The sequence below is a fragment of the Pimelobacter simplex genome (assembly GCF_024662235.1).
GTDB lineage: Bacteria > Actinomycetota > Actinomycetes > Propionibacteriales > Nocardioidaceae > Nocardioides.
The window spans coordinates 4,724,493-4,749,799 of the sequence record NZ_CP096276.1; the positions used below are offsets into that span (position 1 = coordinate 4,724,493).

At 73.3% G+C, this 25,307-nt stretch carries 22 protein-coding genes; 5 read left to right on the top strand and 17 right to left on the bottom strand.

Annotated elements, in window-relative coordinates; genetic code table 11:
* Window positions 1-12: 12 nt before the first annotated feature.
* Genes M0M48_RS23160 through M0M48_RS23180 form a run of 5 tightly spaced genes read right to left on the bottom strand, consistent with a single transcriptional unit; the run spans window position 13 to window position 6,527 of the window.
* Window positions 13-969 carry an ABC transporter ATP-binding protein gene (locus M0M48_RS23160; protein WP_257752927.1) on the bottom strand — a complete coding sequence of 319 codons (957 nt, stop codon included), beginning with the start codon at window positions 967-969 and terminating at the stop codon, window positions 13-15.
* The gene (locus M0M48_RS23165; protein ID WP_257752928.1) at window positions 966-1,958 is read right to left on the bottom strand and encodes an ABC transporter ATP-binding protein; all 993 of its coding nucleotides are present in this window, start codon (window positions 1,956-1,958) and stop codon (window positions 966-968) included. Before M0M48_RS23165 ends, M0M48_RS23160 begins: the two co-directional genes overlap by 4 nt.
* Complete coding sequence (locus M0M48_RS23170) at window positions 1,955-2,848, bottom strand: ABC transporter permease (RefSeq protein ID WP_257752929.1); 894 nt, start codon at window positions 2,846-2,848, stop codon at window positions 1,955-1,957. The genes M0M48_RS23165 and M0M48_RS23170 overlap by 4 nt, the downstream gene beginning before the upstream one ends.
* Complete coding sequence (locus M0M48_RS23175) at window positions 2,845-3,819, bottom strand: ABC transporter permease (protein WP_257752930.1); 975 nt, start codon at window positions 3,817-3,819, stop codon at window positions 2,845-2,847. The genes M0M48_RS23170 and M0M48_RS23175 overlap by 4 nt, the downstream gene beginning before the upstream one ends.
* Window positions 3,816-6,527: an alpha-L-rhamnosidase gene (locus M0M48_RS23180; RefSeq protein WP_257752931.1), complete on the bottom strand. Its 2,712-nt coding sequence runs from the start codon at window positions 6,525-6,527 to the stop codon at window positions 3,816-3,818. Before M0M48_RS23180 ends, M0M48_RS23175 begins: the two co-directional genes overlap by 4 nt.
* Before the next feature lie 223 nt (window positions 6,528-6,750).
* Here M0M48_RS23180 and M0M48_RS23185 point away from each other — a divergent pair, with 223 nt between their 5' ends.
* Both M0M48_RS23185 and M0M48_RS23190 read left to right on the top strand, forming a co-directional pair.
* A complete protein-coding gene (locus M0M48_RS23185) occupies window positions 6,751-7,977 on the top strand; it encodes an alpha-hydroxy acid oxidase (protein ID WP_257754408.1) in 1,227 nt (408 codons plus the stop codon).
* Window positions 7,974-9,506, top strand: coding sequence for a class I adenylate-forming enzyme family protein (locus M0M48_RS23190; RefSeq protein WP_257752932.1), 1,533 nt, complete (start codon window positions 7,974-7,976; stop codon window positions 9,504-9,506). The genes M0M48_RS23185 and M0M48_RS23190 overlap by 4 nt, the downstream gene beginning before the upstream one ends.
* Before the next feature lie 143 nt (window positions 9,507-9,649).
* Here the strand turns inward: M0M48_RS23190 and M0M48_RS23195 are convergent, their stop codons facing one another.
* Genes M0M48_RS23195 through M0M48_RS23230 form a run of 8 tightly spaced genes read right to left on the bottom strand, consistent with a single transcriptional unit; the run spans window position 9,650 to window position 19,163 of the window.
* Window positions 9,650-10,819 carry an acyl-CoA dehydrogenase family protein gene (locus M0M48_RS23195; protein WP_257752933.1) on the bottom strand — a complete coding sequence of 390 codons (1,170 nt, stop codon included), beginning with the start codon at window positions 10,817-10,819 and terminating at the stop codon, window positions 9,650-9,652.
* Window positions 10,816-12,798 carry an acetyl/propionyl/methylcrotonyl-CoA carboxylase subunit alpha gene (locus tag M0M48_RS23200; RefSeq protein ID WP_257752934.1) on the bottom strand — a complete coding sequence of 661 codons (1,983 nt, stop codon included), beginning with the start codon at window positions 12,796-12,798 and terminating at the stop codon, window positions 10,816-10,818. Before M0M48_RS23200 ends, M0M48_RS23195 begins: the two co-directional genes overlap by 4 nt.
* 10 nt (window positions 12,799-12,808) lie before the next feature.
* The gene (locus M0M48_RS23205) at window positions 12,809-14,419 is read right to left on the bottom strand and encodes an acyl-CoA carboxylase subunit beta (protein WP_257752935.1); all 1,611 of its coding nucleotides are present in this window, start codon (window positions 14,417-14,419) and stop codon (window positions 12,809-12,811) included.
* A complete protein-coding gene (locus M0M48_RS23210) occupies window positions 14,416-14,886 on the bottom strand; it encodes an SRPBCC family protein (protein ID WP_257752936.1) in 471 nt (156 codons plus the stop codon). Before M0M48_RS23210 ends, M0M48_RS23205 begins: the two co-directional genes overlap by 4 nt.
* Window positions 14,886-16,037, bottom strand: a complete 1,152-nt coding sequence (locus M0M48_RS23215; protein WP_215812247.1) for an acyl-CoA dehydrogenase family protein — start codon at window positions 16,035-16,037, stop codon at window positions 14,886-14,888. Before M0M48_RS23215 ends, M0M48_RS23210 begins: the two co-directional genes overlap by 1 nt.
* Window positions 16,034-17,749, bottom strand: coding sequence for an acyclic terpene utilization AtuA family protein (locus M0M48_RS23220; protein ID WP_257752937.1), 1,716 nt, complete (start codon window positions 17,747-17,749; stop codon window positions 16,034-16,036). The genes M0M48_RS23215 and M0M48_RS23220 overlap by 4 nt, the downstream gene beginning before the upstream one ends.
* Window positions 17,746-18,546: a TIGR03084 family metal-binding protein gene (locus M0M48_RS23225; protein WP_257752938.1), complete on the bottom strand. Its 801-nt coding sequence runs from the start codon at window positions 18,544-18,546 to the stop codon at window positions 17,746-17,748. Before M0M48_RS23225 ends, M0M48_RS23220 begins: the two co-directional genes overlap by 4 nt.
* Window positions 18,543-19,163, bottom strand: a complete 621-nt coding sequence (locus tag M0M48_RS23230) for a TetR/AcrR family transcriptional regulator (RefSeq protein ID WP_257752939.1) — start codon at window positions 19,161-19,163, stop codon at window positions 18,543-18,545. Before M0M48_RS23230 ends, M0M48_RS23225 begins: the two co-directional genes overlap by 4 nt.
* Before the next feature lie 211 nt (window positions 19,164-19,374).
* On the opposite strand from M0M48_RS23230, the gene M0M48_RS23235 reads away from it, so the two are divergent.
* From M0M48_RS23235 to M0M48_RS23245, 3 genes are read left to right on the top strand one after another with little or no spacing between them, the layout of a single operon-like run.
* Window positions 19,375-19,680: a hypothetical protein gene (locus M0M48_RS23235; RefSeq protein WP_257752940.1), complete on the top strand. Its 306-nt coding sequence runs from the start codon at window positions 19,375-19,377 to the stop codon at window positions 19,678-19,680.
* A gap of 57 nt (window positions 19,681-19,737) precedes the next feature.
* Complete coding sequence (yidC, locus tag M0M48_RS23240; protein ID WP_257752941.1) at window positions 19,738-20,547, top strand: membrane protein insertase YidC; 810 nt, start codon at window positions 19,738-19,740, stop codon at window positions 20,545-20,547.
* Window positions 20,548-20,583: 36 nt separating this feature from the next.
* The gene (locus M0M48_RS23245; protein WP_257752942.1) at window positions 20,584-21,099 is read left to right on the top strand and encodes a hypothetical protein; all 516 of its coding nucleotides are present in this window, start codon (window positions 20,584-20,586) and stop codon (window positions 21,097-21,099) included.
* Between the two features lie 13 nt (window positions 21,100-21,112).
* Here M0M48_RS23245 and M0M48_RS23250 read toward each other — a convergent pair whose 3' ends face one another.
* The 4 genes from M0M48_RS23250 to M0M48_RS23265 are packed head-to-tail and all read right to left on the bottom strand — an operon-like array spanning window position 21,113 to window position 25,201.
* Window positions 21,113-23,758 carry an FtsX-like permease family protein gene (locus M0M48_RS23250; protein ID WP_257752943.1) on the bottom strand — a complete coding sequence of 882 codons (2,646 nt, stop codon included), beginning with the start codon at window positions 23,756-23,758 and terminating at the stop codon, window positions 21,113-21,115.
* Window positions 23,755-24,474, bottom strand: coding sequence for an ABC transporter ATP-binding protein (locus M0M48_RS23255; protein ID WP_257752944.1), 720 nt, complete (start codon window positions 24,472-24,474; stop codon window positions 23,755-23,757). Before M0M48_RS23255 ends, M0M48_RS23250 begins: the two co-directional genes overlap by 4 nt.
* Complete coding sequence (locus M0M48_RS23260) at window positions 24,471-24,620, bottom strand: hypothetical protein (RefSeq protein ID WP_257759273.1); 150 nt, start codon at window positions 24,618-24,620, stop codon at window positions 24,471-24,473. Before M0M48_RS23260 ends, M0M48_RS23255 begins: the two co-directional genes overlap by 4 nt.
* Complete coding sequence (locus M0M48_RS23265; RefSeq protein WP_257752945.1) at window positions 24,617-25,201, bottom strand: PadR family transcriptional regulator; 585 nt, start codon at window positions 25,199-25,201, stop codon at window positions 24,617-24,619. The genes M0M48_RS23260 and M0M48_RS23265 overlap by 4 nt, the downstream gene beginning before the upstream one ends.
* Window positions 25,202-25,307 lie beyond the last annotated feature (106 nt).

A 25,307-nucleotide genomic window follows, 5' to 3' on the forward strand; every position in this document is an offset into this window, starting at 1 on the left:
TGATCGGGGGTGTCAGGCACCCAGCGGGTGCAGGCAGGCGGCGGTGTGGGCACCTGGCTGCAGTTCGGGTCGGGCGGCACGGCAGTCGTCCTGCACCAGGGGGCACAGGCCGGCGAACCGGCAGCCGGGTTCGGCACGGCCGTCGACCGTGCCGGTCGCGGGCCGCATCCGCAGGCCCGTCGCCGTGGTGGCGGACGGGGCGAGCGTCGGGACCGAGTCGTGGAGGATCGCGGTGTACGGGTGCCGCGCGTGGTCGGTGACCGCGGGGGTGTCGCCCTGCTCGACCACCGTGCCGGCGTACATCACGGCGGTGCGGTCGCAGAGCGTCGCGACCACCGAGAGGTCGTGGGAGATGAAGAGCATGGCCAGTCCCTGCTCCTCGCGCAGCTCGGCGAGCAGCTCGAGGATCTGGGCCTGGATCGACACGTCCAGCGCCGAGACGGGCTCGTCGCAGATGAGCACCTCGGGGCGCAGCACGGTCGCCCGGGCGATGGCCGCGCGCTGGCACTGACCGCCCGAGACCTCGGACGGACGGCGCTGCGCCATCTGCGGCGAGATCCCCACCCGGGCGAGCTCCTCGAGCGCACGCTCGCGACGCTCGGTCGCGTTGCCCTGCTTCCACACCCGCAGCGGCTCGGCCACGGAGTCGAGCAGCGAGCGGCGCGGGTTGAACGAGCCGGCGGGGTTCTGGAAGATCGCCTGCACCCGGGGCGCGAGCGAGCGACGACGGCCCGGCGTCACCGGGGCGCCGTCGAGCAGCACCTGGCCTGACGTCAGCCGCTGCAGGCCCATCAGGACCCGGGCGGTGGTCGACTTGCCGCAGCCGGACTCGCCCACCAGGCCGAGGATCTCGCCGCGGCGCAGCTGCAGATCGACGCCGTCGATGGCCCGGAACTCGTTGCGGTCGGCGTCGCGGAAGGTGACGCCGCCGCCGCGGACCTCGAGGACGGGAGAGGTGGCTGTGGTCATCGCGCGACCTCCGTGGGGTTCCAGCAGGCGTAGGCGTGGTCGGGTACGTCGGCCGAGGGCTCCAGCACCGGCACCTGGTCGGCGCACGCGGCGACCGCGTGCACGCAGCGCGGCGCGAACCGGCAGCCCGCCGGCGGGTTCACCAGGTCCGGCGGCAGGCCGCCGATCGGCTTGGGCAGCGCACGGTGGCCGTGGTCGATCCGCGGGATCGCGGCGAGCAGCGCGCTGGTGTAGCGCATCCGCGGCGAGCGGAGGACGTCGTCGACCTTGCCCTGCTCGGAGATCCGGCCGGCGTACATGACCGAGACGGCGTCGGTGTGCCGGGCGACGACACCGAGGTCGTGGCTGACCATCACCAGGCCGATCGAGAGCTCGCGGCACAGGTCGTCGAACAGCTCGAGGATGCGCGCCTGCACCGTCACGTCGAGCGCGGTGGTCGGCTCGTCGGCGAAGAGCAGCGACGGGCTGTTGGCGACGGCGATCGCGATCATCACGCGCTGCCGCATGCCGCCGGAGAGCTCGTGCGCACGGGACTTGAAGCGCCGCTCGGCCTGCGGGATGCCGACCATGTCGAGCAGCTCGATCGCCCGGGCGCGCGCCTTGGTCTTGTCCATCGCCGGGTCGCGACGCAGGGTCTCGACGATCTGCTGGCCCACGGGGGTGATCGGGTGCAGCGAGCTCAACGGGTCCTGGAAGACCATGGCGATCTCGCGGCCCCACAGCGCGCGGCGCTCCTTGTCGCTCATCGCGAGCAGGTCGCGGCCGCGGAAGGTGATCTCGCCGGAGATGCGGGCGTCCTTGCGGCCGAGCAGGCCCATCGCCGTACGGGACAGGACGGACTTGCCCGAGCCGGACTCACCGACGATGCCGACCCGCTCGCCGCGGGCGACGTCCAGGCTGACGCCGTCGACGGCGCGCAGCGGGCCGTTGGCGGTGCGGAACTCGACGACCAGGTCGCGGACCTGGAGCAGCGGCTCGGCGGCGCTCATGCGCGGGCTCCCGTCGCGGGGTCTCCGTCGACCAGGAAGCGGTCGGAGATGAGGTTGAGGCTGAGGATCGTCAGCAGCAGGAAGGCGCCCGGGACGAGGATCAGCAGCGGGTCGGTGGTCATGTAGATCCGGCCCTCGTTGATCATCCCGCCCCAGGTGGGCTGGGTGCGCGGGACGCCGATGCCCAGGAAGCTCAGGCTGCCCTCGATGAGGATCGCGCGGCCGATGCTGACGAAGCCGAACGCGAGGATCGCCTCGGAGATGTTGGGCAGCACGTCACGGCGCATGATCGACAGGACCGGCGTGCCGATCACCTCGCTGGCTTCGAGGTACTCCGTCTCCAGCAGGGCGAGCGTCTGGGCGCGGGCGAGCCGGACGAACACCGGGAACATCGGCACGGTGATCGCGATCATCACGTTGGTGACGCTCGCGCCGAGGAAGGACGCCAGGCCGAGGGCCAGCACCAGGCCGGGGAAGGCCAGGATGACGTCGACCACGAACGAGATCACCGCGGCGATCGCGCCGCCGTAGTAGGCCGACAGCATGCCCAGCGGTACGCCGATCAGCGCGGCGATGAGCACCGAGCCGACGCCGATGAGCACGGAGACCTGGGCGCCGTCGAGCGCACGTGCCAGCAGGTCGCGGCCGAGGTTGTCCGCGCCGAGCCAGTGCTCGGGGCTGAACTTGGCGAACCGGCTCTCGGCCCCGATGTCGAGGGGGTCGATGCCCCGCAGGGCCGGCAGGACGAGCATCCCGGCGACGAGCAGGACCAGCCAGCCGGCGGAGAGCCGCTCGGCGATCGTCCAGCGGCCGCCGCGGCGACGACGGCGCTTCGCCGGTGCCGGCTCGGGCGTCGGGACGGGAGCGGGCACGGGTGCGGTGGCGGTCATCGGGCACCTCCTCGGCGCGACGAGGCCAGTCGCGGATCGATCACGGGGTAGAGGACGTCGACCAGCGCGTTGACGAGCACGAAGGAGGTCGCGATGACGAGCACCAGGCCCTGGACCTCGACATAGTCACGGGCGGTCACGGCGCCGGCGAGCTCGTCGCCGATGCCGGGCAGGCCGAACAGCGACTCCACGACGACGGTCGAGCCGATGAGCATGCCCACCGTGACGCCGATCTGGGTGCTGAGGCCGAGCAGGCTGGGGCGCAGCGCGTGCCGGAAGGTGATCCGGGTCAGCGAGAGGCCCTTGGCGCGGGCGACCTCGATGTAGTCCTGGCGCAGCGTCTCGACGAGGTCGGCGCGCAGCACGCGCTGGTAGAGCGCGAACGACGTACCGGCGAGGGCGATCGCGGGCATGATCAGCGACGACAGGTGCGGCCCGACGCCATCCGACCACGGCGCGTAGCCGTTGGCCGGGAACCAGCCCAGGTGCACCGAGAGGATCCAGATGAGCACCACGCCGACGACGAAGTCCGGCGTCGAGAGCGCGGTGAACACCCACAGGCTCAGCGCCCGGTCGGTGCCCGTACGACGGCGGTGCGCGGCGACGATGGCGGCGGGAACCGCCAGGCCCAGCGCGATGATCTGGCTGAGGAGGATGAGCTCGACGGTGACCGGGGCCCGCTCGCCGAGGATCTCGGTGACGGACTGGCCGGTCCGGTAGGACTCACCCAGGTCGCCCTGGAGCACGCCGCCGATCCAGTGCCCGAAGCGCTCCAGCGTGGGCAGGTCGAGGCCGAGCTGCGAGCGCAGCGTGGCGACCGCCTCGGGCGTCGCCGAGTCGCCGAGCATCAGCCGGGCGGGGTCACCCGGGAGCAGTGCGAGGCTGAAGAAGCAGAGCGTCGAGACGACCAGCAGCACCGCGAGGAGCCGCAGGACCTTGAGGCCGACGCGGAACAGGCGCGCGCGGTTCACGGACGCCCCCGGACGAGGGAGAGCCGGTGCGTGCCGGGCGCGAGGTCGGCGCTGGTCGCGGCGCCGTCGAGCTCCCAGCCGTCGGGCGCGGTGAACGCGACCGTCGCGCCGGCGGGGACGACGACCTCCTGGGCGACGCTCTCGCCCTGGTGCACCCAGCGGCTGCCGACCCGGCCGAGCGCGCTGTCGTGCACGGCGCCGGCCCAGCCGAGGCGCTCGGAGTAGACCGGGCGGACGTCGATCCGGCCCGCGGCGAGGGCGCCGCCGACACCGATGCCGGCGATCTCCTCGAAGAGCGAGGCACCGACCGCGCCGAGCGCGCAGTGGTTGAACGAGTTCATCTGGGCGGTCGAGAGGGTGGCGTCGGGGCGCAGCCCGTCCCACTTCTCCCACACGGTGGTCGCGCCGCGGGCGGCCATGTAGAGCCAGCCGGGCATCTCCTCGCGCAGCAGGACGTCGTACGCCAGGTCGGCGTGGCCGTGCCGCATGAGGGCGGGCATGACGTGCTGGACGCCGTGGATACCGGTGGTGACGTAGCCGCGGCTGCGGACCATCGCGGCGAGCCGCTCGGCGGCCACGGTCGCGTCGTCGCCCTCGAACAGGCCGAAGCCGATCGCCTGGGCGTAGACGGTCTGGGTGGCGCCGGCGATCTCGAGGCCGTCGCCCACGAACGCCGTGCGGTACGCCGCCCGCACCTCCTCGGCCCGCTCGTCGAGGCGGCGGGCCTCGGCGTCGCGACCGGTCCAGCGAGCGATGTCGGCGAGCTGGCGCAGCGAGCGGTAGGTGTGCGCGGTGCCGACGACGGGGCGCGGCGCGGTCGAGCGCGCGCCGGTCCAGGCGAAGCCGGGGTGGGTCGGCTCGCCGTCCTTCTCGGGCAGCGAGAGCCAGTCGGCGAAGTCCGCGCCGACCGCGTTGACCCGCAGCCCGTCGGGGTTCTCGCGGTCGACGTGGGCGCAGAAGCGCTCCAGCGCGGGGAAGATCCGGTCGACGGTGGTGAGGTCGCCGTACGTGTCGGCGAGGACGTGGGACATCCGCACGAAGCCGTCGGCCCAGCCCGGGGCGCCCGGCCGCTGGTTGCCCGGCGGCACCGGCGGGACGTACGACCAGACCTCGCCGTCGGGGCCCTGGGTGTCGGCGATGTCCTGGACGAACTTGCCCAGGAAGGCCGCCACGTCGAGGAAGTAGCGCGCGGTCGGGGAGATCACGCCCGCGTCGCCGAGCCAGCCGAGCCGCTCGTCGCGCTGCGGGCAGTCGGTCGGCACCTCGATGAAGTTGTCGCGCACCGTCCACTCGACGGCCGACGCGAAGGAGTTGAGCAGCGCGTTGCTGCTCGCGAACCGGCCGACCTCCTCGGGCAGCGCGGTCAGCGCGAGCGCCTCGACCTCGACGTCGGCGGGCAGCTCGTAGTTGCCGTAGGGGTTGTCGCTCGGCAGACCCCAGATCTCGGCGTAGCGGAAGCCGTGCACGGTGAACCGGGTCTCCAGCACCTGGCGGCCCTCGCCGTCGCCGGCGATCCGGTCCTCCTGGAAGGCGCCGCGCAGGTTGTCGCGGTAGACGAGGTCCTCGGGCGTGAGCATCTCGCCGTGCCGGACGACGACCTCGGTGCGCGGCAGCAGGGCGGAGGTGATCCGGGTCCAGCCGACCAGGTTCTGGCCGAAGTCGAAGACGACCGGGCCGCGGCCGTGCTCGCGCACCAGCTCGCCGGTGCGGACCTCGAGGACGCTGACCGTGTCGTGCGGCTGGGGGGTGATCTCGGGGAGCGGGTCGGGCGTGACCTCCTCGGCGGACGCCCAGGCGCTGTCGTCGTAGCCGGGCTCGGTCCAGCCGTGCGGCTCGCGACGCAGGTCGAGGATCTCGCCGCGCAGCATGTCGGTGGCCCGGACGGCACCGGTGCCGGCCCGCCACTCCTCGGACGTGCCGAGCAGCGGGGTGCGCTCACCGGTGGCGGTGGTCGCCTCGAGCTGGAGGCGCAGCGCGGGGCGCTCGCCGTAGAGGCCGGGGTAGCGCAGCAGGCCGACCCGGCCGGCGTACCAACCCTTGGCGAGGGCGACCGCGATGACGTTGCGGCCGGGGCGCAGGAGCGACTCGACGGCGAAGGTCTGGTGGTGCACGCGGACGCCGTACTCGGTCCAGCCGGGGCGGAGCAGGTCCTCGGTGGTGACCTCGGTGCCGTTGACCCAGATCCGGTAGATGCCGAGCGCGGTGACGTAGAGGCGCGCGGCCTCCGGGACCTCGGCGAGCTCGACCTCCCGGCGCAGGTACGGCGCGGGGTCGTCGGTCTCGCGCGCGAACGGGTTCGCCGGGGCGGCGATCCAGGGCGCCGGCCAGGCCGCGGCGTCGGCGAGCCCGAACTCGACGGTCGCGGTCTCGCTGGTCCACGCACCGTCGGCGCTGCGCACCTGCCACTCCAGGCGGCGGGCGGTCGCGGCGACCTCGGCCGGGAGGACCGCGACCGGACGGTCGGCCGCGGTCCTCCAGACCTGCTCACCGGCGAGCGTCGCCTCGACCACGAAGCCGGTGCCGGGCGCGTGCTCGGCGCCGGGCTCCCAGGTCAGCGTGGTGGCGCGCACGGGCAGCCCGAGCGCGTGCCGGCGGAACCCGGCGCGCAGGCGGTGGTCGTCGCGTGCGGGGAGCCCGGCGGCCACGCTCTCGGCCGGGACGGCCAGCGGGACGAGGGCGGTCGGCTCCTCGACGGGGACCTGCTTCACGACACTCTCACTTCCTCTCGGGCTTGCTCCCGACGGGCACGCGCAGGACACGTGAGGGCAGGCCGCAGTGCCCGCCGGCAGGCGGTGGCACAGGGCCTCGGATCCCTCGCGATGTCCACCGTCGTCCGGCAACGGACGTGCTCGGCGGATGACATCACCCTCGTGTATCGTCCATCACATGTCAAGTATGCGAACCAAAGTTCAAGGATATGAACTCGTGGCGATGCCGCGGACGCCGCGCCGGTTCCCCCGCTGGGGCGACCTCGCGCCGCTCATCCGGTTCCGCCGTCCGGCCTTCGGGCGCCGCCACCGGCTCGCCCAGGCGCACACCATCGAGGAGCTGCGCGCGATGGCCCGGCGGCGTACGCCGCGCGCGGCGTTCGACTACACCGACGGCGCGGCCGACGCCGAGATCTCGCTCGAGCGCGCCCGCGCGACGTTCCGCGAGCTGACCTTCCACCCCGAGATCCTGCGCGACGTCAGCACCGTCGACACCGCGGTCGACATCCTCGGGGCGAGCAGCCGGCTGCCCTTCGGCATCGCGCCCACCGGCTTCACCCGGCTCATGCACACCGAGGGCGAGATCGCCGGTGCGGTCGCCGCCCAGCGCGCCGGGATCCCCTACACGCTCTCGACGATGGCGACGACCTCGCTCGAGGACGTCGCCGCCGCGGCGCCCGGTGCGCGCCGCTGGTTCCAGCTCTACATGTGGACCGACCGGGAGCGCTCGCTCGGGCTGGTCGACCGGGCCGCGGCGGCCGGCTACGACACGCTCGTCGTCACGGTCGACGTACCGGTGGCGGGGGCACGGCTGCGCGACGTCCGCAACGGCATGACGATCCCGCCCACCCTGACCCCGCGCACGGTGCTCGACGCGATCCCGCGGCCGCGCTGGTGGGTCGACCTGCTCACCACGCCGCCGCTGACGTTCGCCTCGCTCAACAGCTGGTCGGGCACGATCGCCGAGCTGCTGGACGCGATGTTCGACCCGTCGGTGTCCTTCGACGACCTCGCCTGGCTGCGGGAGCGCTGGCCCGGCAAGCTCGTGGTCAAGGGCATCCAGACCGCCGAGGACGCCCGGCGCGCCGTCGATGCCGGCGCCGACGCCGTCGTCCTGTCGAACCACGGCGGCCGCCAGCTCGACCGGGCGCCCGTCCCCCTGACGCTGCTGCCCGCGACCCGCGCCGCGCTGGGCACCGACGCCGAGATCATCCTCGACACCGGCGTCATGCACGGCCAGGACATCGCCGCCGCGCTCGCCCTCGGCGCCGACTTCGTGCTCATCGGACGGGCCTACCTCTACGGCCTGATGGCCGGCGGGCTGCCCGGCGTCGAGCGCAGCATCGAGATCCTGGAGACCCAGCTCGCCCGCACCATGCGCCTGCTCGGCGCGCGCTCGGTCGCCGAGCTCTCGCCGCGCCACGTCACCCTGCCCGGGACGGCGCGGTGACCACTTCGCCGACCACCTCGCTGACCGCCGCCTGGCGCGCGCGGGTGCTCGCGGCACCGGAGCGGGTGGCGCTCAGCCACCGCGGCCGGCGCTGGAGCGCCGCCGAGCTGGACGCCGACGCCACCGCGCTCGCCGCCGACCTCGCCGCGCGCGGGGTCGGCGCCGGCGACCGGGTCGCGCTGCACCTGCAGAACGTCCCGGCCTTCCCCCTCGCGCTGCTCGCGCTGTGGCGACTCGGCGCGGTCGGCGTCCTGGCCAACCCGATGTACCGCGACCGCGAGCTGCACCACCTGCTCGACGACTCCGGCGCGGTCGGCGTGATCACCTCCGCGGCGGACGTCGAGGTGCTGCGTCCCGCCGCCGAGGGCACCGCCGTCGGCTGGTGGCTCGGCGTCGCGGACGACGACCCGACGCTCGCCGATGTCGTCGCGGCGCACGCCGGGGCGGGCGTCGTCGTACCGGAGGCGGAGGTGGGACCCGGCGATATCGCGATGCTGACCTACACCTCGGGCACGACCGGGCCGCCCAAGGGCGCGATGAACACGCACGCCAACGTGCTCGCCACCGTCGAGGCCTTCGGTGCATGGATCGAGCTCACCGACGACGACGTCGTCTACGCCGCCGCCCCGCTCTTCCACATCACCGGCGCGGTCGCCTCGGGCGCCCTCGCCCTCGTCGGCGGCGCCACCCTCGCCCTGTCGGGCCGGTTCGACCCGGCAGACGCGGTGACCACCATCGAGGCCGAGGGCGCGACGTTCACCATCGCCTCGATCACCGCCTTCCACGCCATCGAGCAGGTGGAGTGGGCCCGCCGCAGCCACTTCGCGTCGCTGCGCGCCGTCTACACCGGCGGCGCGCCCGTCCCCCAGGCCTCGCTCGACCGGTTCCGGGACCGCTTCGGGATCGCCATCCACAACGTGTACGGCATGACCGAGACGACCTCGGCCGTCGTCGCCGTACCGCTCGGCGTCACCGCCCCGGTCGACCCGCTCTCCGGCGCCGTCGCCATCGGCCGCGCCCTGCCCGGCGTCGGCATCGAGGTGGTCACCGACGAGGACGACCCCGCCGCCCCCGGCGAACCCGGCGAGCTCGTCGTCACCGGCCCCCAGGTCGTCCCCGGCTACTGGCAGAACCCCGAGGCCACCGCCCGCACCCTGCCCGCGGGCCGGCTGCACACCGGCGACGTCGTCGTGATCGACATCCACGGCTGGATCTACCTCGTCGACCGGCTCAAAGACCAGATCAACGTCTCCGGCTACAAGGTCTGGCCCCGCGAGGTCGAGGACGTCCTCTACGAGCACCCCGCCGTCCACGAGGCCGCCGTCGTCGGCCGCCCCGACGACTACCGCGGCGAGGCCGTCGTCGCCCACGTCGTCCTCGCCGCCGGGCGCAGCGCCACCCCTCGCGAGCTGATCGCGCACACGCGCAGCCGGCTGGCGGCGTACAAGGCGCCGCGCGAGGTGCACGTGGTCGCCGAGCTCCCGAAGACCGCCACGGGGAAGATCCGCCGCGACGACCTCCGGGGTTGAGCTCCAAGCCCGCGAAGGGGCACGGTCCGGCGGGCGAAGGAGCAAGTTCCGGCGCCCGAAGGTGCACGGCGGCGATCCCTCGACCGCCGGAACGTGTCACTTCGCCCGCCGAAACGCGCCCCTTCGCGCGCCGGAACGCCGGCTCAGTAGGACTTGGGGAGGCCCAGGGAGTGCATGGCGACGAAGTTGAGGATCATCTCCCGGCTCACCGGCGCGATCCGGCCCAGGCGGGCGGCGACGAGCATGTTGCCGAGGCCGTACTCCTGGGTCAGGCCGTTGCCGCCGTGGGTGTGGACGGCGACGTCGGTGGCGTTGCAGGCGACCTCGCCACCGGCGTACTTGGCCATGTTGGCGTACTCGCCGGCCGTGAAGTCGTCACCGGCGTCGTAGAGCGCGGCGGCCTTCTGCCAGAGCAGGCGGGCCTGCTCGAGCTCGATCTTCACCTTGGCCAGGGGGTGCGCGATGCCCTGGTGGGCGCCGATGGGCTGGTCCTTCCAGACCGAGCGCTCCTTGGCGTAGGTGACGGCCTTCTCCAGCGCGTAGCGCGCGATGCCGCACGAGAAGGCGCCGCCCATGATGCGCTCGGGGTTGAGGCCGGCGAAGAGCTGCCAGAGGCCGCCGTCCTCGTCGCCGACGAGGGCGTCGGCGGGGACCCGGACGTTGTCGAGGAACAGCGTGAACTGCTTCTCCGGGGCCTGCCAGGACATGGGGATGGGCTGCTTGGTGAACCCCTCCGCGTCCGTCGGTACGACGAACAGCGCGGGCTTGAGCTTGCCCGTCTTGGCGTCCTCGGTGCGGGACACGATGAGCACCGACTGCGCCTCGTCGACGCCGGAGATGAACGTCTTCTGCCCGTTGAGCACCCACTGGTCGCCGTCGCGCGTGGCGGTCGTGGTGATCTGGTGGGAGTTGGAGCCGGCGTCGGCCTCGGTGATGCCGAAGGCCATCAGGTGCGTGCCGTCGGCGATCGCGGGGAGCCAGCGCTGCTTCTGCTCCTCGGTGCCGCAACGGGTGATGATCGAGCCGCAGATGGCGGGCGAGACGACCATCATCAGCAGGGGGGCGCCGGCCGCGGCCGACTCCTCCAGGACGGCGGCCAGGTCGGCCATGCCGCCGCCACCGCCGCCGTACTCCTCGGGGATGTTGACGCCGAGGAAGCCGTTGCGGCCCATCTCGAGCCACATCTCGGTCATCTTGCCGCCCTCGCGGGCCTGCTTCTCGACGTACTCGCGGCCGTACTTGCTGGCGAGCTTCTTGACCGACTCGCGCAGCGCCACGCGCTCCTCGGGCTCGGTGAACATCGTCTGGGTCATGCGTCCTGTCCTTCGGAGTCGGTCTCGGTGGCTTCGACGACGGCGAGCACGGCGCCCGCCTCGACCTGCTGTCCGGCGGACGCCGACAGCTCGGTGACGGTGCCCGCGTAGGGCGCCGCGATGGTGTGCTGCATCTTCATGGCCTCCATCACGAGGATGGGCTGGCCCTCGGCGACGACGTCCCCGACCGCGGCCCGTACGGCGATCACGCTGCCCGGCATCGGCGCGAGCATCGATCCGGCCGCGACCTGGGTGGACGGGTCGACGAAGCGGGGCTTGCGGCGCAGCGCGACGTGGCCGAGCGAGGACTCGACGTCGACCCGGTCGCCGCTGGTGAACACCCGGAAGGTGCGGGCGACCCCGTCGACCTCGATCTCGACGACGTCCGGCCCCGCCGCCGTGACCACCACGCACTCGAGGTCGGCGGAGCGGAACGAGCGGCCGCCGTACCAGTGGACGGGGAGCTCGTCCTCGCCGTGCAGGAACGTGGTGACCTGCGGACCGGCGACGACATTGCGCCACCCGGACGGGATCCGGCTCTGGACGGGCCGGGCGAGGCGGGCGGCCTCGGCCAGCGCGACCGTCGCGGCGAACGCCGAGAGCTGCGCGGTCCCCTCACCGCCCGGGGACGCCGCGAGCGCGGCCAGGTCGGCGGTGTCGAGCCACGTCGTGTGCATCGCGCCGCTGGTGAAGACCGGGTCGCGGAGCAGGTTGACGAGCAGGTCGCGGTTGGTGACCAGGCCGTGCAGCTCCGCCTTGGCCAGGACGCCGGCGAGCTGGCGCAGGGCCTGCTCGCGGGTCGGCGCGTGCACGATCACCTTGGCGATCATCGCGTCGTAGAAGGTGCCGATCTCGTCGCCCGAGCCGACACCCGAGTCGAGCCGCAGGCCGTGGGCGGCCGGCCCCTCGAAGGTGCTGACCACGCCGGGGATCTCGAACCGCAGGATCCGGCCGCTCTGGGGCTGGTAGTCGTGCGCCGGGTCCTCGGCGTACAGCCGGACCTCGACGGCGTGCCCGTGGGGCTCCCCCACGGCGACGGCGGGCGAGTGCCCCTCGGCGACCGCGATCTGGAGCGCGACCAGGTCGACGCCGTAGATCGCCTCGGTGACGGGGTGCTCCACCTGGAGGCGGGTGTTCATCTCCAGGAAGTAGAAGCGGTCCTTGGCCGGGTCGTAGAGGAACTCGACCGTCCCGGCGCCGCGGTAGTCGATCGCCTCGGCGGCCGCCTGGGCCGCCTCGTGCAGGGCGGTACGGGTCGCGGACGGCAGGCCGGGGGCGGGCGCCTCCTCGATGACCTTCTGGTGGCGGCGCTGCACCGAGCAGTCGCGCTCACCGAAGACGATCGTTCCGTCGGCGGTGCCGAGCACCTGGACCTCGATGTGGCGCCCGTTCTCGACGTACGGCTCGACGAAGACGGTGCCGTCGCCGAACGCCGACTCCGCCTCCGACTGGGCCGTCTCGATCTCACCGGCGAGGGCGTCGAGCGCGCGGACGATCCGCATGCCGCGGCCACCGCCGCCCGCGCTCGCCTTGACCAGGAGCGGCAGGTCGTCGGCCGTCGCGCTATCGGCGGTGAAGTTGCCGAGCACCGGGACGCCGGCCGCCTCCATGAGCTTCTTGGACTCGATCTTCGAGCCCATCCGCTCGATCGACGACGGGTCCGGGCCGACCCAGGTCAGTCCGGCCTCGGCGACCTGACGGGCGAAGGCGGCGTTCTCGGACAGGAAGCCGTAGCCAGGGTGGATCGCGTCGGCGCCGGCCTTGAGCGCGGCGGCGATGACGAGGTCCCCGCGCAGGTAGGTCTCGGCGGGCGTGTTCCCCGGCAGCCGTACGGCGGCGTCCGCGTCGCGCACGAACGGCATCCCCGCGTCGGCGTCCGAGTGCACGGCCACGGTCTCGATGCCGAGGTCGCGACAGGTGCGGAAGACCCGGCGGGCGATCTCGCCGCGGTTGGCGACGAGCAGTCTGGTGATGGTCACGGGAAGGCCCTCACATCCGGAAGACGCCGAAGTTCATGGCGCCCTCGATCGGCTGGTTGTCGATGACGGACAGGCAGATGCCCAGCACCGTCCGGGTGTCGCGCGGGTCGATCACGCCGTCGTCGTAGACCATCCCGGACAGCACGTACGGCAGCGACTGCTCCTCGATCTGCTCCTCGACCATCTGCTTGATGGCGACGAAGCCCTCGGCGTCGAAGGGCTGGCCCTTCTTCTCCGCCGACTCGCGCGCGACGATCTCGAGCACGCCGGCGAGCTGGGCGGGGCCCATCACCGACGACTTGGCCGAGGGCCACGTGAAGAGGAAGCGCGGGTCGTAGGCGCGCCCGTTCATGCCGTAGTTGCCGGCACCGTAGGACGCGCCCATGATCACCGTCAGGTGCGGGACCTTGGAGTTGGAGACCGCGTTGATCATCATCGCGCCGTGCTTGATGATGCCGCCCTGCTCGTACTCCGCGCCGACCATGTAGCCGGTGGTGTTGTGCAGGAAGAGCAGCGGCGTGTCCTTCTGGTTGGCGAGCTGGATGAACTGAGCGGCCTTCTGGGCCTCCTCGCTCATCAGGACGCCGCGCGCGTTGGCGAGGATGCCGATCGGGTGGCCGTGGAGCTTGGCCCAGCCGACGCAGAGCGCCGAGCCGTAGAGCGGCTTGAACTCGTCGAAGGCGACCTCGTTGGCCGGCCCCGTCCCGTCGACGATCCGGAGGATCGCCTCGCGCGGGTCGAACGGCTCCTTGAGATCGGTGGGGATCAGGTCGAGGAGGTCCTCGGGGTCGAGGTCGGGCTCGGCGAACGCCTCGGTCGGTACGTCGCCCTGCTTGCGCCAGTTGAGCCGGGCCACGGCGCGCCGCGCGAGCCGGATCGCGTCGTGCTCGTCGACCGCCAGGGCGTCGGACAGACCGGAGACCCGCGAGTGCATCTCGGCGCCGCCGAGTGTCTCGTCGTCGGACTCCTCGCCGGTCGCCATCTTGACCAGCGGCGGGCCGGCCAGGAACACCTTGGCCTGCTCCTTGACCATGATCACGTAGTCGCTCATGCCGGGGACGTAGGCGCCGCCCGCGGTGGAGTTGCCGAAGACCACCGAGATGGTGGGCTGCTTGCGGGCGCTGGACCGGGTGAGGTCGCGGAAGCCGCGACCGCCGGGGATGAAGATCTCCTTCTGGGTGGGCAGATCCGCGCCGCCCGACTCGGTGAGGTTGATCGTGGGGAGGAAGTTCTTCTCGGCGATCTCGGCCGCCCGGAAGGACTTCTTCAGCGACCACGGGTTGAGCGCGCCGCCCTTGACCGTCGGGTCGTTGGCGACGATCAGGCACTCGACACCCTCGACCACGCCGATGCCGGTCACCAGGGAGGCGCCGACGGCGAAGTCGCTGCCCCAACCGGCCAGGGGCATCAGCTCGAGGAAGGCCGAGCCCTCGTCGACGAGCAGGTCGATCCGCTCGCGGGCGGTGAGCTTGCCGCGGTCCTTGTGGCGGGCGATGTACTTGCCGCCGGCCTCGACCGCCTTGGCCTGCTCGGCGTGCAGGTCGGCGAGCTTGGCCTCCATGGCCGTACGCCGGTCCTGCTCGGGCGCCTGCTCCGGCGCCTCGGTCTCCGTCGTCGTCATGACTCCACCACCGCCTTCATCCTCTCCAAGGTCGTGCGCATCCCGCGCTCGTTGGTCTTGCCGCGAAGCCGCCCCAGGACGAGCCAGTAGCCGCGCATGAACCAGGCCGGCGTGAGCCGGAAGTACTCGGTGACGCTGGTGCCGCCGTTCTCGGCCTGCATCCGGTAGCCCCACGTGTTGAGGGCGTTGCCGTCGAGGCCGACGGCGAACTCGAACACCTCGTTCTGGTCGGCCTTGGTCACCGTGCACGGAGTCCAGTACGTCGGCCCGACGCCGTTGCGCTTGACGTGCCCGCGGAAGCGCGCGCCCGCCACGGGCCCGGTGGCGCCGTGGGTCCACTCGGCCTCGAACGTCTCGGGCGAGAACTCGCCGATCCGGGTGACATCGCTGACCAGCGCCCAGACGTCCTCGACGGGCGCCTTCATGTGCACCGTCACCTCGCCGCCCAGCGGCTTCAGCACGCCCATCAGGCGTAGCCCAGCAGCTTGGCGGCCAGGTCGGTGAGGACCTCGGTCGCACCGCCGCCGATCGGGAGCAGCCGGACGTCGCGGTAGTGCCGCTCGACCTCGGACTCGCGCATGTAGCCCATTCCTCCGTGCAATTGGACCGCCTGGTCGGCCACCCACACCGCGGTGTCGACGGCGGTCTGCTTGGCCAGGCAGGCCTCGGCGATGACGTTCTCACCGGCGACGTAGCGCTGGGCGACCTCGAGCGTGTAGCCCCGCGCGATCGCGACCTGGCGGTGCATCTCGACGAGCTTGGCCCGCACCACCTGGTTCTTGACCAGCGGCTTGCCGAAGGTCTCGCGGTCCTTGCAGTACTGGACGCTCAGGTTGAGGCAGCGCAGCGCATGGCCGTAGCCCATCAGCGCGAGGAAGATCCGCTCGGTGACGAAGTTCTCGGCGATGTAGTAGAAACCGTGGTTCTCCTGGCCGACCAGGTTGCCGACCGGGACACGCACGTCGACGTACGACAGCTCGCCGGTGTCGGAGGCGAGCCAGCCCATCTTGTCGAGCTTGCGCGAGACGGTGAAGCCCGGCGTCCCCTTGGGCACGACGATCATCGAGATGCCGTGGGCGCCGGCCTCCCCCGTACGGACCGCCGTGGTGACGAAGTCGCCGCGGACGCTGGAGGTGATGAACGTCTTGGCGCCGTTGATCACCCAGTGGTCGCCGTCGCGAACGGCGCGGGTGGTGATGCCGGCGACGTCGGAGCCGGTGCCCGGCTCGGTGACCGCCATCGAGCCGATCAGGTCGCCGGCGAGCGTCGGGCGGACCCACGCGTCGACCAGCTCGGGGCTGCCGTTCTGGATGATGTGGGGGATCGCGATGCCGTGGGTGAACGCCGAGGCCATCGCCCCGCCGGACCAGCCGGCCTCCATGAAGCCCTCCTGGGCGGCGCAGATGTCCATCAGGTCGCCGCCGTCGCCGCCGACCTCCTCGCTCACGCCGACGCCGAGCAGGCCCGCGTGGGCGAGCTTCTTCTGCAGCTCGCGGGGCAGCTCGCCGTCCTTCTCCCACTGGTCGAGGTGGGGCGTCACCTCGCGCTGGGTGAACGCGATGGCGGACTGCTTGAGGGCGCGCTGCTCCTCGGTCCAGCCGTGGTCGAAGGTCGTCATACCAAGTCCTCCTGGATGTGGACGATCCGGCTGCGGACCCACTCGCCGAGGCCCTTGGCCTGGGGGTCGAACCGGGTGGACGCGGCGACGCCGTCGCCGAGCAGGCCGTGGATCACGACGTTGACCGCGCCCAGGTTGGGCAGCACGTAGACGTCGATGTCGAGGTCCTTGGCCTCGGGCACGAGCTCGCGGACCTTGCGGTCCTTGACGATCTTGGCGAGCCACTGCACGCGCGCCTCGTAGCGCTCCGAGCCGTCGTTCTTGACCCAGAGGCCGAGGTTGGCGTTGCCGCCCTTGTCGCCCGAGCGCGCGTGCACGAACGTGCCCAGCGGCATCCGGCGGGTGATCGTGTCCGCCGGCGCCGGGTACGGCGACGGGCGCTTGCCGAGCGCCGGGTCGAGCTCGGCCGGGTCGGCGAACGTGGTCGGGTCGGCGATGACCTCGCGGGTCCCGTCGTGGTGGACGACGGTGTGCTCGACGGCGCCGCGGTCGACGTACTCGGGGCGGTAGATGCCGAACGGGCTGGGCTTCTGGGGCGGCGTCGTCATCGTGAAGCCCGGGTAGCTGGCGAGCGCGAGCTCGACCGCCGGTCCGGTGAACGGCTTGCCGAGCGGACCCGCCTCGGGGTCCTTGCCGATGCAGCGCAGGATGACCGAGGCGCCCTCCTCGGTGTCCGCATCGCCCGTCCGGGCGGGGGTCTGGGTCCAGGTGACGTCGGCCGCGGTGAGCTGCGGGTCGAGCTGGCTGCGCAGCCACTCGGCCTTGGCGTCGATGTCGAGCCCCGTGAGCACGAACTCGACCTGGTTGCGGTAGCCGCCGAGCGTGTTGACCGCGACCTTGAGCTGCTCGGCCGGCGCGGCGCCGGTGACCCCGGTGACCTCGACCCGGTCGGGTCCCTGCTGGTGGAGCCGGATCGAGTCGAGGTGCGTGGTGACGTCGGGGTTGAGGTAGCGCGTCGTCTGGATCTCGTAGAGCAGCTGTGCGGTGACCGTGTCGACCGTGACCGCGCCGCCGGTGCCGTCGTGCTTGGTGATCACGCTGCTGCCGTCGGCCGCGACCTCGGCGATCGGGAAGCCGAGCGGCGTCGTCATCGGCGCACCCGCCCGGAACAGGTCGGTGAACCCGGAGAAGTTGCCGCCCGTGGCCTGCGTGCCGCACTCGATGACGTGGCCCGCGACGACCGCGCCGGCCAGCGCGTCGTAGTCGGTGGGGGTCCAGCCGTGGTGGGCGATCGCGGGGCCGACCACGACGCTGGCGTCGGTGACGCGGCCGGTGACGACGACGTCGGCGCCGTTGCTCAGCGCGGACGCGATGCCGAAGGCGCCCAGGTAGGCGTTGGCGGTGAGCGCGCCCTCGAAGAGGTTCGCGGAGCGCAGGTCGTCGCCCTCGACGTACGCCACCTTGGCGCCGGTGCCGAGCGCCTGGATCTTGGCGGCGAGCGCGGCGGGGTTGAGCCCGCCGGCGTTGCTGACGATCTTGACGCCCTTGTCGAGCGCGAGGCCGAGGGTGTCCTCGAGCTGCTTGAGGAACGTCCGCGCGTAGCCGAGGTCGGCGTCGCGCAGGGTGTCCATGCCGAGGATGAGCATGGTCAGCTCGGCGAGGTAGTCGCCGGTGATGACGTCGACGTCACCGCCCTCGAGCTGCTCGCGCAGGGCGGAGAGCCGGTCGCCGTAGAAGCCGCTGCAGTTGGCGATCCTGATCGGCTGGGTCATCGGGGGTCCCTCCCGCCGCCGGCCGGGCCGGCGAAGGCCTGGGCGATGGTCAGCCACTTCTCGGCGTCGTCACCGACCGCCTTGAGGCCGGTGTCGTCGCGGTGGATGCGCTGGGTGACGAGCTGGCAGAACTCGTAGGAGGCTCCACTCACCCTCTGCGGAGCGTCAGGTGGTCCCCAGGTCCACAGGGCTCCAGAGGGCGCGGTCAGCTCGACCCGGAACTCCTCGGCGGGGGCGTCGAGCCCGTTGTTGGCGTAGGCGAAGTTGCGGGTGCGGACGCCGATGTGGGCGACGTGCTTGATCCGGTCGGTCACCTCGGGCCGTACGCCGAGCGCGTCGTACACGTCGAGCGCGTGGGCCCAGGTCTCCATGAACCGCGCGGTCGCCATCGAGGTCGGCGCCATCGGGGGCCCGAACCACGGCATCTTCGCGCCGTCCGGGTAGTCGCGCAGGGCCTGGACGAGCGCCGGCCGGGCGGCGTCCCAGCGGGCGAGGAGCTCGTCGGGAGCCGCCGCGCCGATGCGCAGCGCCTCGGTGTCGACGAAGCCGGTCGGGTCCTCGATCGCCAGCAGGACGACGGCGTCCCAGGCCTGCTTGCCGGCGTCGTCGGCGAGCGCACCGGCGGCGAGGACGGCGACCTCGTCGGTCCAGAGCAGGTGCGCGACCGTCGTCGCGACGTCCCACCCCTCGGCCGGCGTGGTCGTGCGCCAGGCGTCGGCGTCGAGGGCGGCGACCGTCGTACGGAGCTGGTCGCCCTCGGCACTCAGGTCGGCGATCACGTCGTCGAGGACACTCATGCGTCGTCTCCTTGCGGGTTGCGGAGCGCGGCATCGAGCGTGCGCGCCCACTCGGTGAGGATCCGGCGGCGACGGCGGGCGTCGTCACCGAGCGTGTTGGCCAGCCCCAGACCGCGGACCAGGTCGAGCGTCGCCTGCACCAGCTCCCGCGCCCCGGACCGCGCCTCGTCGATCCCGAGCAGCTCGACCGTGAGCCGGTGGGTCTCGCGCCCGAGGTGCTGCTCCAGCGGCGCGACCGCCTCGTGCAGCGTCGCATCGGTCCGGGCCGCGACCCAGAGCTCGAGCGCCGCGGTGAACACGTCGGAGGCGAAGTGGTCGCCCAGCATCTGCACGACCGCCTCGGTCCGCCCCTCCCCCTGAGGCAGCCGCGCGACCGCGGCCTCCAGGTCGGAACCCCGGATCGCGGTCAGGTGAGCGACCGCCGCGACCACGAGGTCGTTCTTGGTCGGGAAGTGGTGCAGCTGGGCGCCGCGGCTCACGCCGGCGCGCTCGGAGACGAGGGTGGTCGTCGTACCGCCGAAGCCCTTCTCGACGAGCAGCTCGACCGTCGCGTCCATCAGCCGCTGCCGCATGACGCGGGTCCGCTCCTCCTGGGGGACGCGGGTGGTGGCGCTCACGGGGTCAGCATGTCTCGGGAGAAACAAACAGTCAAGCCTGACTTTAAGTGGGGTCGCGCGAAGTGGGGAGGTTGCTGGTCCGAAGTGGGGAGGTTGCTGGTGCGAGAGCTGACGCGCTGTCGGTTCTCGGACCAGCAACCGGCCCACTTCGTGGCCGCAACCTCCGCACTTCGCGGGTGCTCGAGGACCGGCCCCCGGCTACGCTCGCCGCATGCGCCGCGACGCCGACCCGCTGACCGCACGGACCGCCGTGCTGGTCGCCGGGCTGCTCGCCGGGCTCCTCGCACTGCTCGCGACGCCCGTCCTGGTCGCCGACTCGCCGGCGTCCGTGGGCCTGACCGTGCTCGCCCTCGCGCTGGCGCTCGCCGCGCTGATCCACCTGGCCGTCGCCGGCACGCTCGCCCCGAGCCCGGTCCCGGCCCACCTGCGTGCCGGGCGCCCCGCGCCGGCGCTGACCTCGCGCTTCACCGACCCGGTGCACCACCCGGTCCGTCCGCGCGCTCCTGGGGCGGTCTGACGCTCGCGTCCGCGAGCCACGACCCCACCCTTCCCGCACGTCCCCAGGAGTCCTCGCATGTCCCCTCTCGCCCCGCTGTCCCCTGCCCTCGCGAGCATCGTCGCGGGCACCCACTCCCTCGCTGCCGCACTCGGCCTCGACCCCGCGGGTGGCGCCGCCTGGCTGCTGAGCATCGCGGGGGTGGTGGTCGTCGTACGGCTGGCGCTGCTGCCGCTCGTGGTGCGCGGTGTCCGCCAGGCACACGCCGGAGCACGCGCCCGGCCGCACCTGAAGGAGCTCACCGACCGCTACCGCGGCAAGACCGATCCCGACAGCATGCGCGCCTTCCTCGCCGCCCGGCGCGAGGTCAACGCCGAGCACGGGATCTCCCGGCTGGGGTGCCTGCCCCTGCTCCTGCAGATCCCGGTCTGGATGGCGCTCTACCACCTGCTCTCCCGGGTCGCGGACGGCGCCGCGGTGGGTGCGCTCACGCCGGCGCTCGTGGCCTCGTTCGGCGCGGCGACGCTGGTCGGCGTACCGCTGACGGCGCACGGGTACCTCGGCGGCGGGGCGGCACACCTGGCGGTCGTCGCCGCCCTGGCCGGTACGGCGGCCGCGCTGAGCTTCGTGACCCAGCGCTACCTGGTCGCGCCCACCACCCTCGCCGCGGACCTGCCCGACGCGATGGCCCGGGCCCAGCAGCTCGCGCCGGTGCTGTCGGCCGGCGGGATGCTCGTCGCCGGCGGGGTGGTCCCGGTCGCGCTGCTCGTCTACTGGGTCTGCAATGCCGTATGGACGCTGGGTCAGAGCGCCGTCGTGCTGCGGTGGTTCCCGACGCCGGGCTCACCGGCCGCCCTGGCCCGGGCCCGGGCCGCGGCGCGGGGGTGAGGGGTCCCCTCGACGCCCACCGCCCAGGCGGCTCCGGTGCGCGCACCCGACGTCATCACCCGGGACGACGTCGTGCGGGCCTTCCCGGCCTTCAAGAAGGTCCCGATCTCGCGCTTCCCCGGGCGCACCTTCCCGGCCAGGACCGAGGAGTGCACGACGGGACCGGAGGTCACCGGCACTTCCGGCCGCGTGGTCACCGGGTACGGCGACCGGCGCTCGGTCACCGCCCTGCTCGTGAAATTCGCGACGAAGGCGCAGGCAAAGGCGGTCTTCGCGGGCTTCCAGCGCTTCGTCCGCGGCTGCCGCCAGTACTGGGCCGGGGTCGACACCGCGCTGCGCCCGGTCAAGGTCCCGCGGCTGGGCGACCAGCGGCTCGGCTACCGGCTCACCGCGACCTTCCGGCCCGAGCTCCACGAGCCGACCATCTACAGCCGCGTGGTGCTGGTCCGCGACGGCAAGCGGCTGCTCCTGCTGGGCATCGACCAGCCCACGAAGGTGCGGGCGGCGCCGTTCGCCCGCCTGGCCCGGGTCGCCGTTCGCAAGATGGGCTGACCCGCCGCCGTCCTCAGTCGACGCGGGCGGCGAGCGGCAACCGGCTCCGGGCCGCGGCCCCCACGATGAGCGCGGTCAGCAGCGGCAACCCGAGGACCACGGCGCCCAGGAGGGGCCACGGGATCTCGAGGAGGGTGCTGCTGGTGGCGTCGTCGTAGGTCAGCGGACGACTGATCGCGACCCCCGGGATGAAGCCGATCGGGGCGCCCAGGAGCGCACCGACGAGCCCCACCACCAGCGCGTACGATGCCGCCACCCCGCGCCGCGTCCGGGGCCGGGCACCGACGGCCGCCATGGTGGCGAAGTCGGGCCGGGCGTCGGAGAGGGCGAGGAAGGTCGCCGTCAGGGTGCCGCCGAGCATGAGGATCCCGCCGAGCACCGCGAGGACCAGCTTGATGATCTGGGTCGCGGCGTCGGGCTGGTAGCCGCGCTCGACCTGCAGCTCCACGTTGGCGGGGCTGGCGGCGAGCTGCTCGTTGACGTTCTTGAGGGCGGCCCGCTCGATCGTCGGCCGTACGGCGAACGCGGTCGTCGCGGTCGGCAGCCGCAGCTTCTCGGCGGCCGCGGGCGAGAGCACCGCAGCCACGGGCGACGAGCGCTCGGGGACCCGCGCGGCGACGGCCGGGAGGTCGGCCTTGCGCAGGTTCGTGATCTCGCCGCCCCCGAACGGCACCTCGCCGACCTCGACCGTCAACCGGTCCGCGGGCAGCGCGTTCTCGTTGCGGTTGCGCAGCACGACGATCCCGCCGTCGGCGAGCACCCGGTCGGCCGCGGCGCGATCGTCGCTGCGGGTGCCGAGGTAGTCGGGCAGCCCGTCCGCGACGACGTACGACGTCCCGAGCATCCCGAGGTAGCTGGTGTTCACGCGCTGGTCGCCGTGCGCGAGGCCGATGTCGAGCGAGTGCTCCTCGCTGTCCATCACGACGCCGGTGACCCGCTCGCGCGGGGCGTCGGGCAGGCCCTTGCGCAGGATCTCCTCGACCTCGTCCACGTTCGCGGGGGTGGCGTCGGTCGGCAGCGGCACGGCGCCGTAGCCGATCGGCAGCATCGGCGCGTAGCCCTGCTCGTCGGAGGCCGCCTGGCTGGAGACCGCGATGCCGAGCGCGATCACGCCGGCGACGGTGGCGCCGACGGCGGCGATCGCCGGGACGGTACGCATCCGGTGCCGGGCCGCGTCGCGGGCGGCGAAGCGCAGGGGCAGCGGGAGCCGGGCGGCGAGCCGGGCGAGGCCCGCCACGACGACCGGGACCAGGAAGATCATGCCGACCACGGAGATGATCGCGGAGGCGCCGACGAGCAGCGCGGAGCTGCCGCCACCGGGCCGCGAGCCCACCACGGAGCCGGCCACACCGAGCCCGATCAGGACCAGGCCGACCACCGGCGAGCGGCGCGAGGGCCGGCCCTCGCCACGACGACCGGCGAGCACGGCGACGACGTCCTGGCGCGAGGCCGCGAACGCGGGGACGACGGCCGCGAGCACCGCGGACACGAACCCGAACCCGGCGACCAGCGCGAGCAGCGCCCACGGCACCTCGAAGGGACCGAACCAGGCGGCGTCGAGCCGCTGCGCGATCGGTATCGCGAGCGTCGAGCCGGCGATCCCGAGGACCACGCCGAGCACCCCGCCGATCAGACCGACGACGACGCCGGAGGCGAGGACGGTACGCCGCGCCTGGGCCGGCGTCCCGCCGCTGGCCGCGACGAGGGCGAGCGTGTGAGCCTGGGCGCGCGCCCGGACCGCGAACGCCGGTCCGGCCAGCAGCACGACCTCGAGCAGCACCATCGCGACGACCAGCCCGAGCACGGTGAGCGCGGTGTTGTCGCCGTCGTCGCCGCCGCGCATGTCGGGGGCCAGCGCGGACTCCGGCGGCGGGTCGGTGAGGACCTGGCGCGAGGCGACGAGGACACCGAGCTCGTTGAGCCTGAGCACGTCGGACCAGGTCACCGGAGCACCGCCGACGAGCAGGTCGGGCGGACCGTCGTCGGCCGTCGGCTCGCCGACCGCTCCGGGCAGCACGCCCGCCCAGGCACGGGTCCGGCTGTCGGCGTAGTCGCCGACGCCGACGATGCGCAGCTCGCGCGGGACCTTGGTGCCGTCGGGGGCACGCTGCTCGAGCACGAGCTTCTCGCCCAGCCCCGGACCGCGGTCGGCGAGGGCCGCGTTGACCACGACCTCGTCCTTGGCGCGGGGGAAGCGCCCCTCGGCGAGCCGGAACAGCCCCTCGGCGAGCGGGTGCCGCAGGTCCACCACGAGCAGGTTCGTGCCGGCGATGCCGTGGTCGGTGCGGTAGTCGGAGGACTCGTGGCGCACCGGCAGCAGCGGCCGCTCCCCGAGCACCGTGCGGATCTCGGCCTCGGTCGCCGGGGTCTCGTTGTCGGCGCCCCAGGACGTGCCGTCGGCGGGGTCGAACTCCTGCGCCACGTCGCGGGTCTGCTGCGGGGTCAGCAACGCCTCCGCGCCGCCCATCACCCGGGTGACGCTCTCGGCGGAGCTGACGTCCGACGTACGCCACACGACCGTCGCGGCGGACACCGCCATGACCGGCCCGCAGATGAGGACCAGCATGAGCAGGGTCTGCCCCTTGCGCCGCCAGGCCTCGCGGCGGGCCAGGCGCAGCGCGACCCGCCAGCCGCCGAGGCTGCTTCCCGTGGCGCTCATCGGGCCGCGGGCTCGGTCAGGGTCTCGGCCCGGTCGGTACCGGTCTCGTCGACCACCACGCCGTCGCGCAGGAACACCACCCGGTCGGCCCACGCCGCGTGGCGCGCCTCGTGGGTGACCAGGACGCCGGCCGCACCGGCGTCGCAGCGCGCCCGGAGCAGGCGCAGGATCTCCTCGCCGGTCTCGGTGTCGAGCGCGCCCGTGGGCTCGTCGGCGAGGATCAGGCGCCGCTCGGCGACGACCGCACGCGCGATCGCGACCCGCTGCTGCTGACCACCGGACATGTCGTCGGGGAAGCGGTCGGCGAGGTGGGGGATGCCGACCTCCTCGAGCGCCTGGAGCGCCTCGGCCCGCGCCTGGCGCGCGGGGACGCCGTCGAGCTCGCGCGGGAGCGCGACGTTCTCGGTGGCGGTCAGCGCGGGGATCAGGTTGAACCCCTGGAAGACGTAGCCGATCGACGTGCGCCGCATCCGCGCCCGGTCCGCCTGGCCGAGCCGGGCCAGGTCGGTGCCCTCGACGGTGACCGCGCCGCTCGTGGGCTGGTCGAGCCCGCCGGCGATGGTGAGCAGGGTGGACTTGCCCGAGCCCGAGGGGCCCATCACGGCGACCAGCTCGCCGGCGTACGCGGCGAAGGAGACGCCGCGCAGCGCCTGGACCTCGTGGGGCGCCTCGCCGTGCACGCGGACGACATCGGTGAGCTGCAGGACGGCGGTCATCGGTCGGCCTCCGGACGGTTCGGGGTGGTGGGTCGGGGGGGGTGGGCGGCGCGGGAGCTCAGCCGGGCGCGGGCGTCGGCGAGCCAGCGGCGCTCGGCGCGCTCGAGGCGGCGGGCCGCGTGCTCGTCGTACGTCGCCGGGATCATCGGGTGCTCCGCTCGGCCTCGGGGGCGACCACGGCGGCCGGCGCCTGGTCGGCCCGCTCGGCAGCCGCGCGCCGCAGCCGGGCCTCGCAGTGGTCGAGCCAGCGCACCTCGGCCTCGGCCCCGAACACCAGCGAGTCGAGCACCAGGCTCCACGCCAGCTCGGCCGGCGCCGTACCGGTGGCCTGGCGCTTGAGCCGGGTGTAGTCCTGCAGCGCGGTCATCGTGGCGCTGCGCTGCTGCTGGATCACCGTCGCGACGTCCACGCCGGGCACGGTGACGGCCAGCGCGAGCTTGATCGCCAGCTCGTCACGCGGCGGCTGGGTGCGCGCGACGGGCGTGGTGAACCAGCTGGCCACCTCGTCGCGCCCCGCCTCGGTGATCCGGTAGATCACGTGCCCCTCGGCGTCCTCCCCCGCCCCGAGCGCCAGCCCATCCCGCTCCAGCCGGCTCAGGGTCGTGTAGACCTGCCCGACGTTGAGCGGCCAGGTGGTGCCGGTGCGCTGCTCGAACTCCACGCGCAGCTGGTAGCCGTACATCGGCTCCTGCTCCAGGAGGGCGAGGAGGGCGTGCTTCACGGACATGCGGGGGTCTCCGTCCAGGGTTACATACTGGGTATGGGGATATGTATACCCGGTATGTGGTCGCCGGTCGAACCGGCGCGCTCCCTCCTGTGGCGCAGACCCTCGC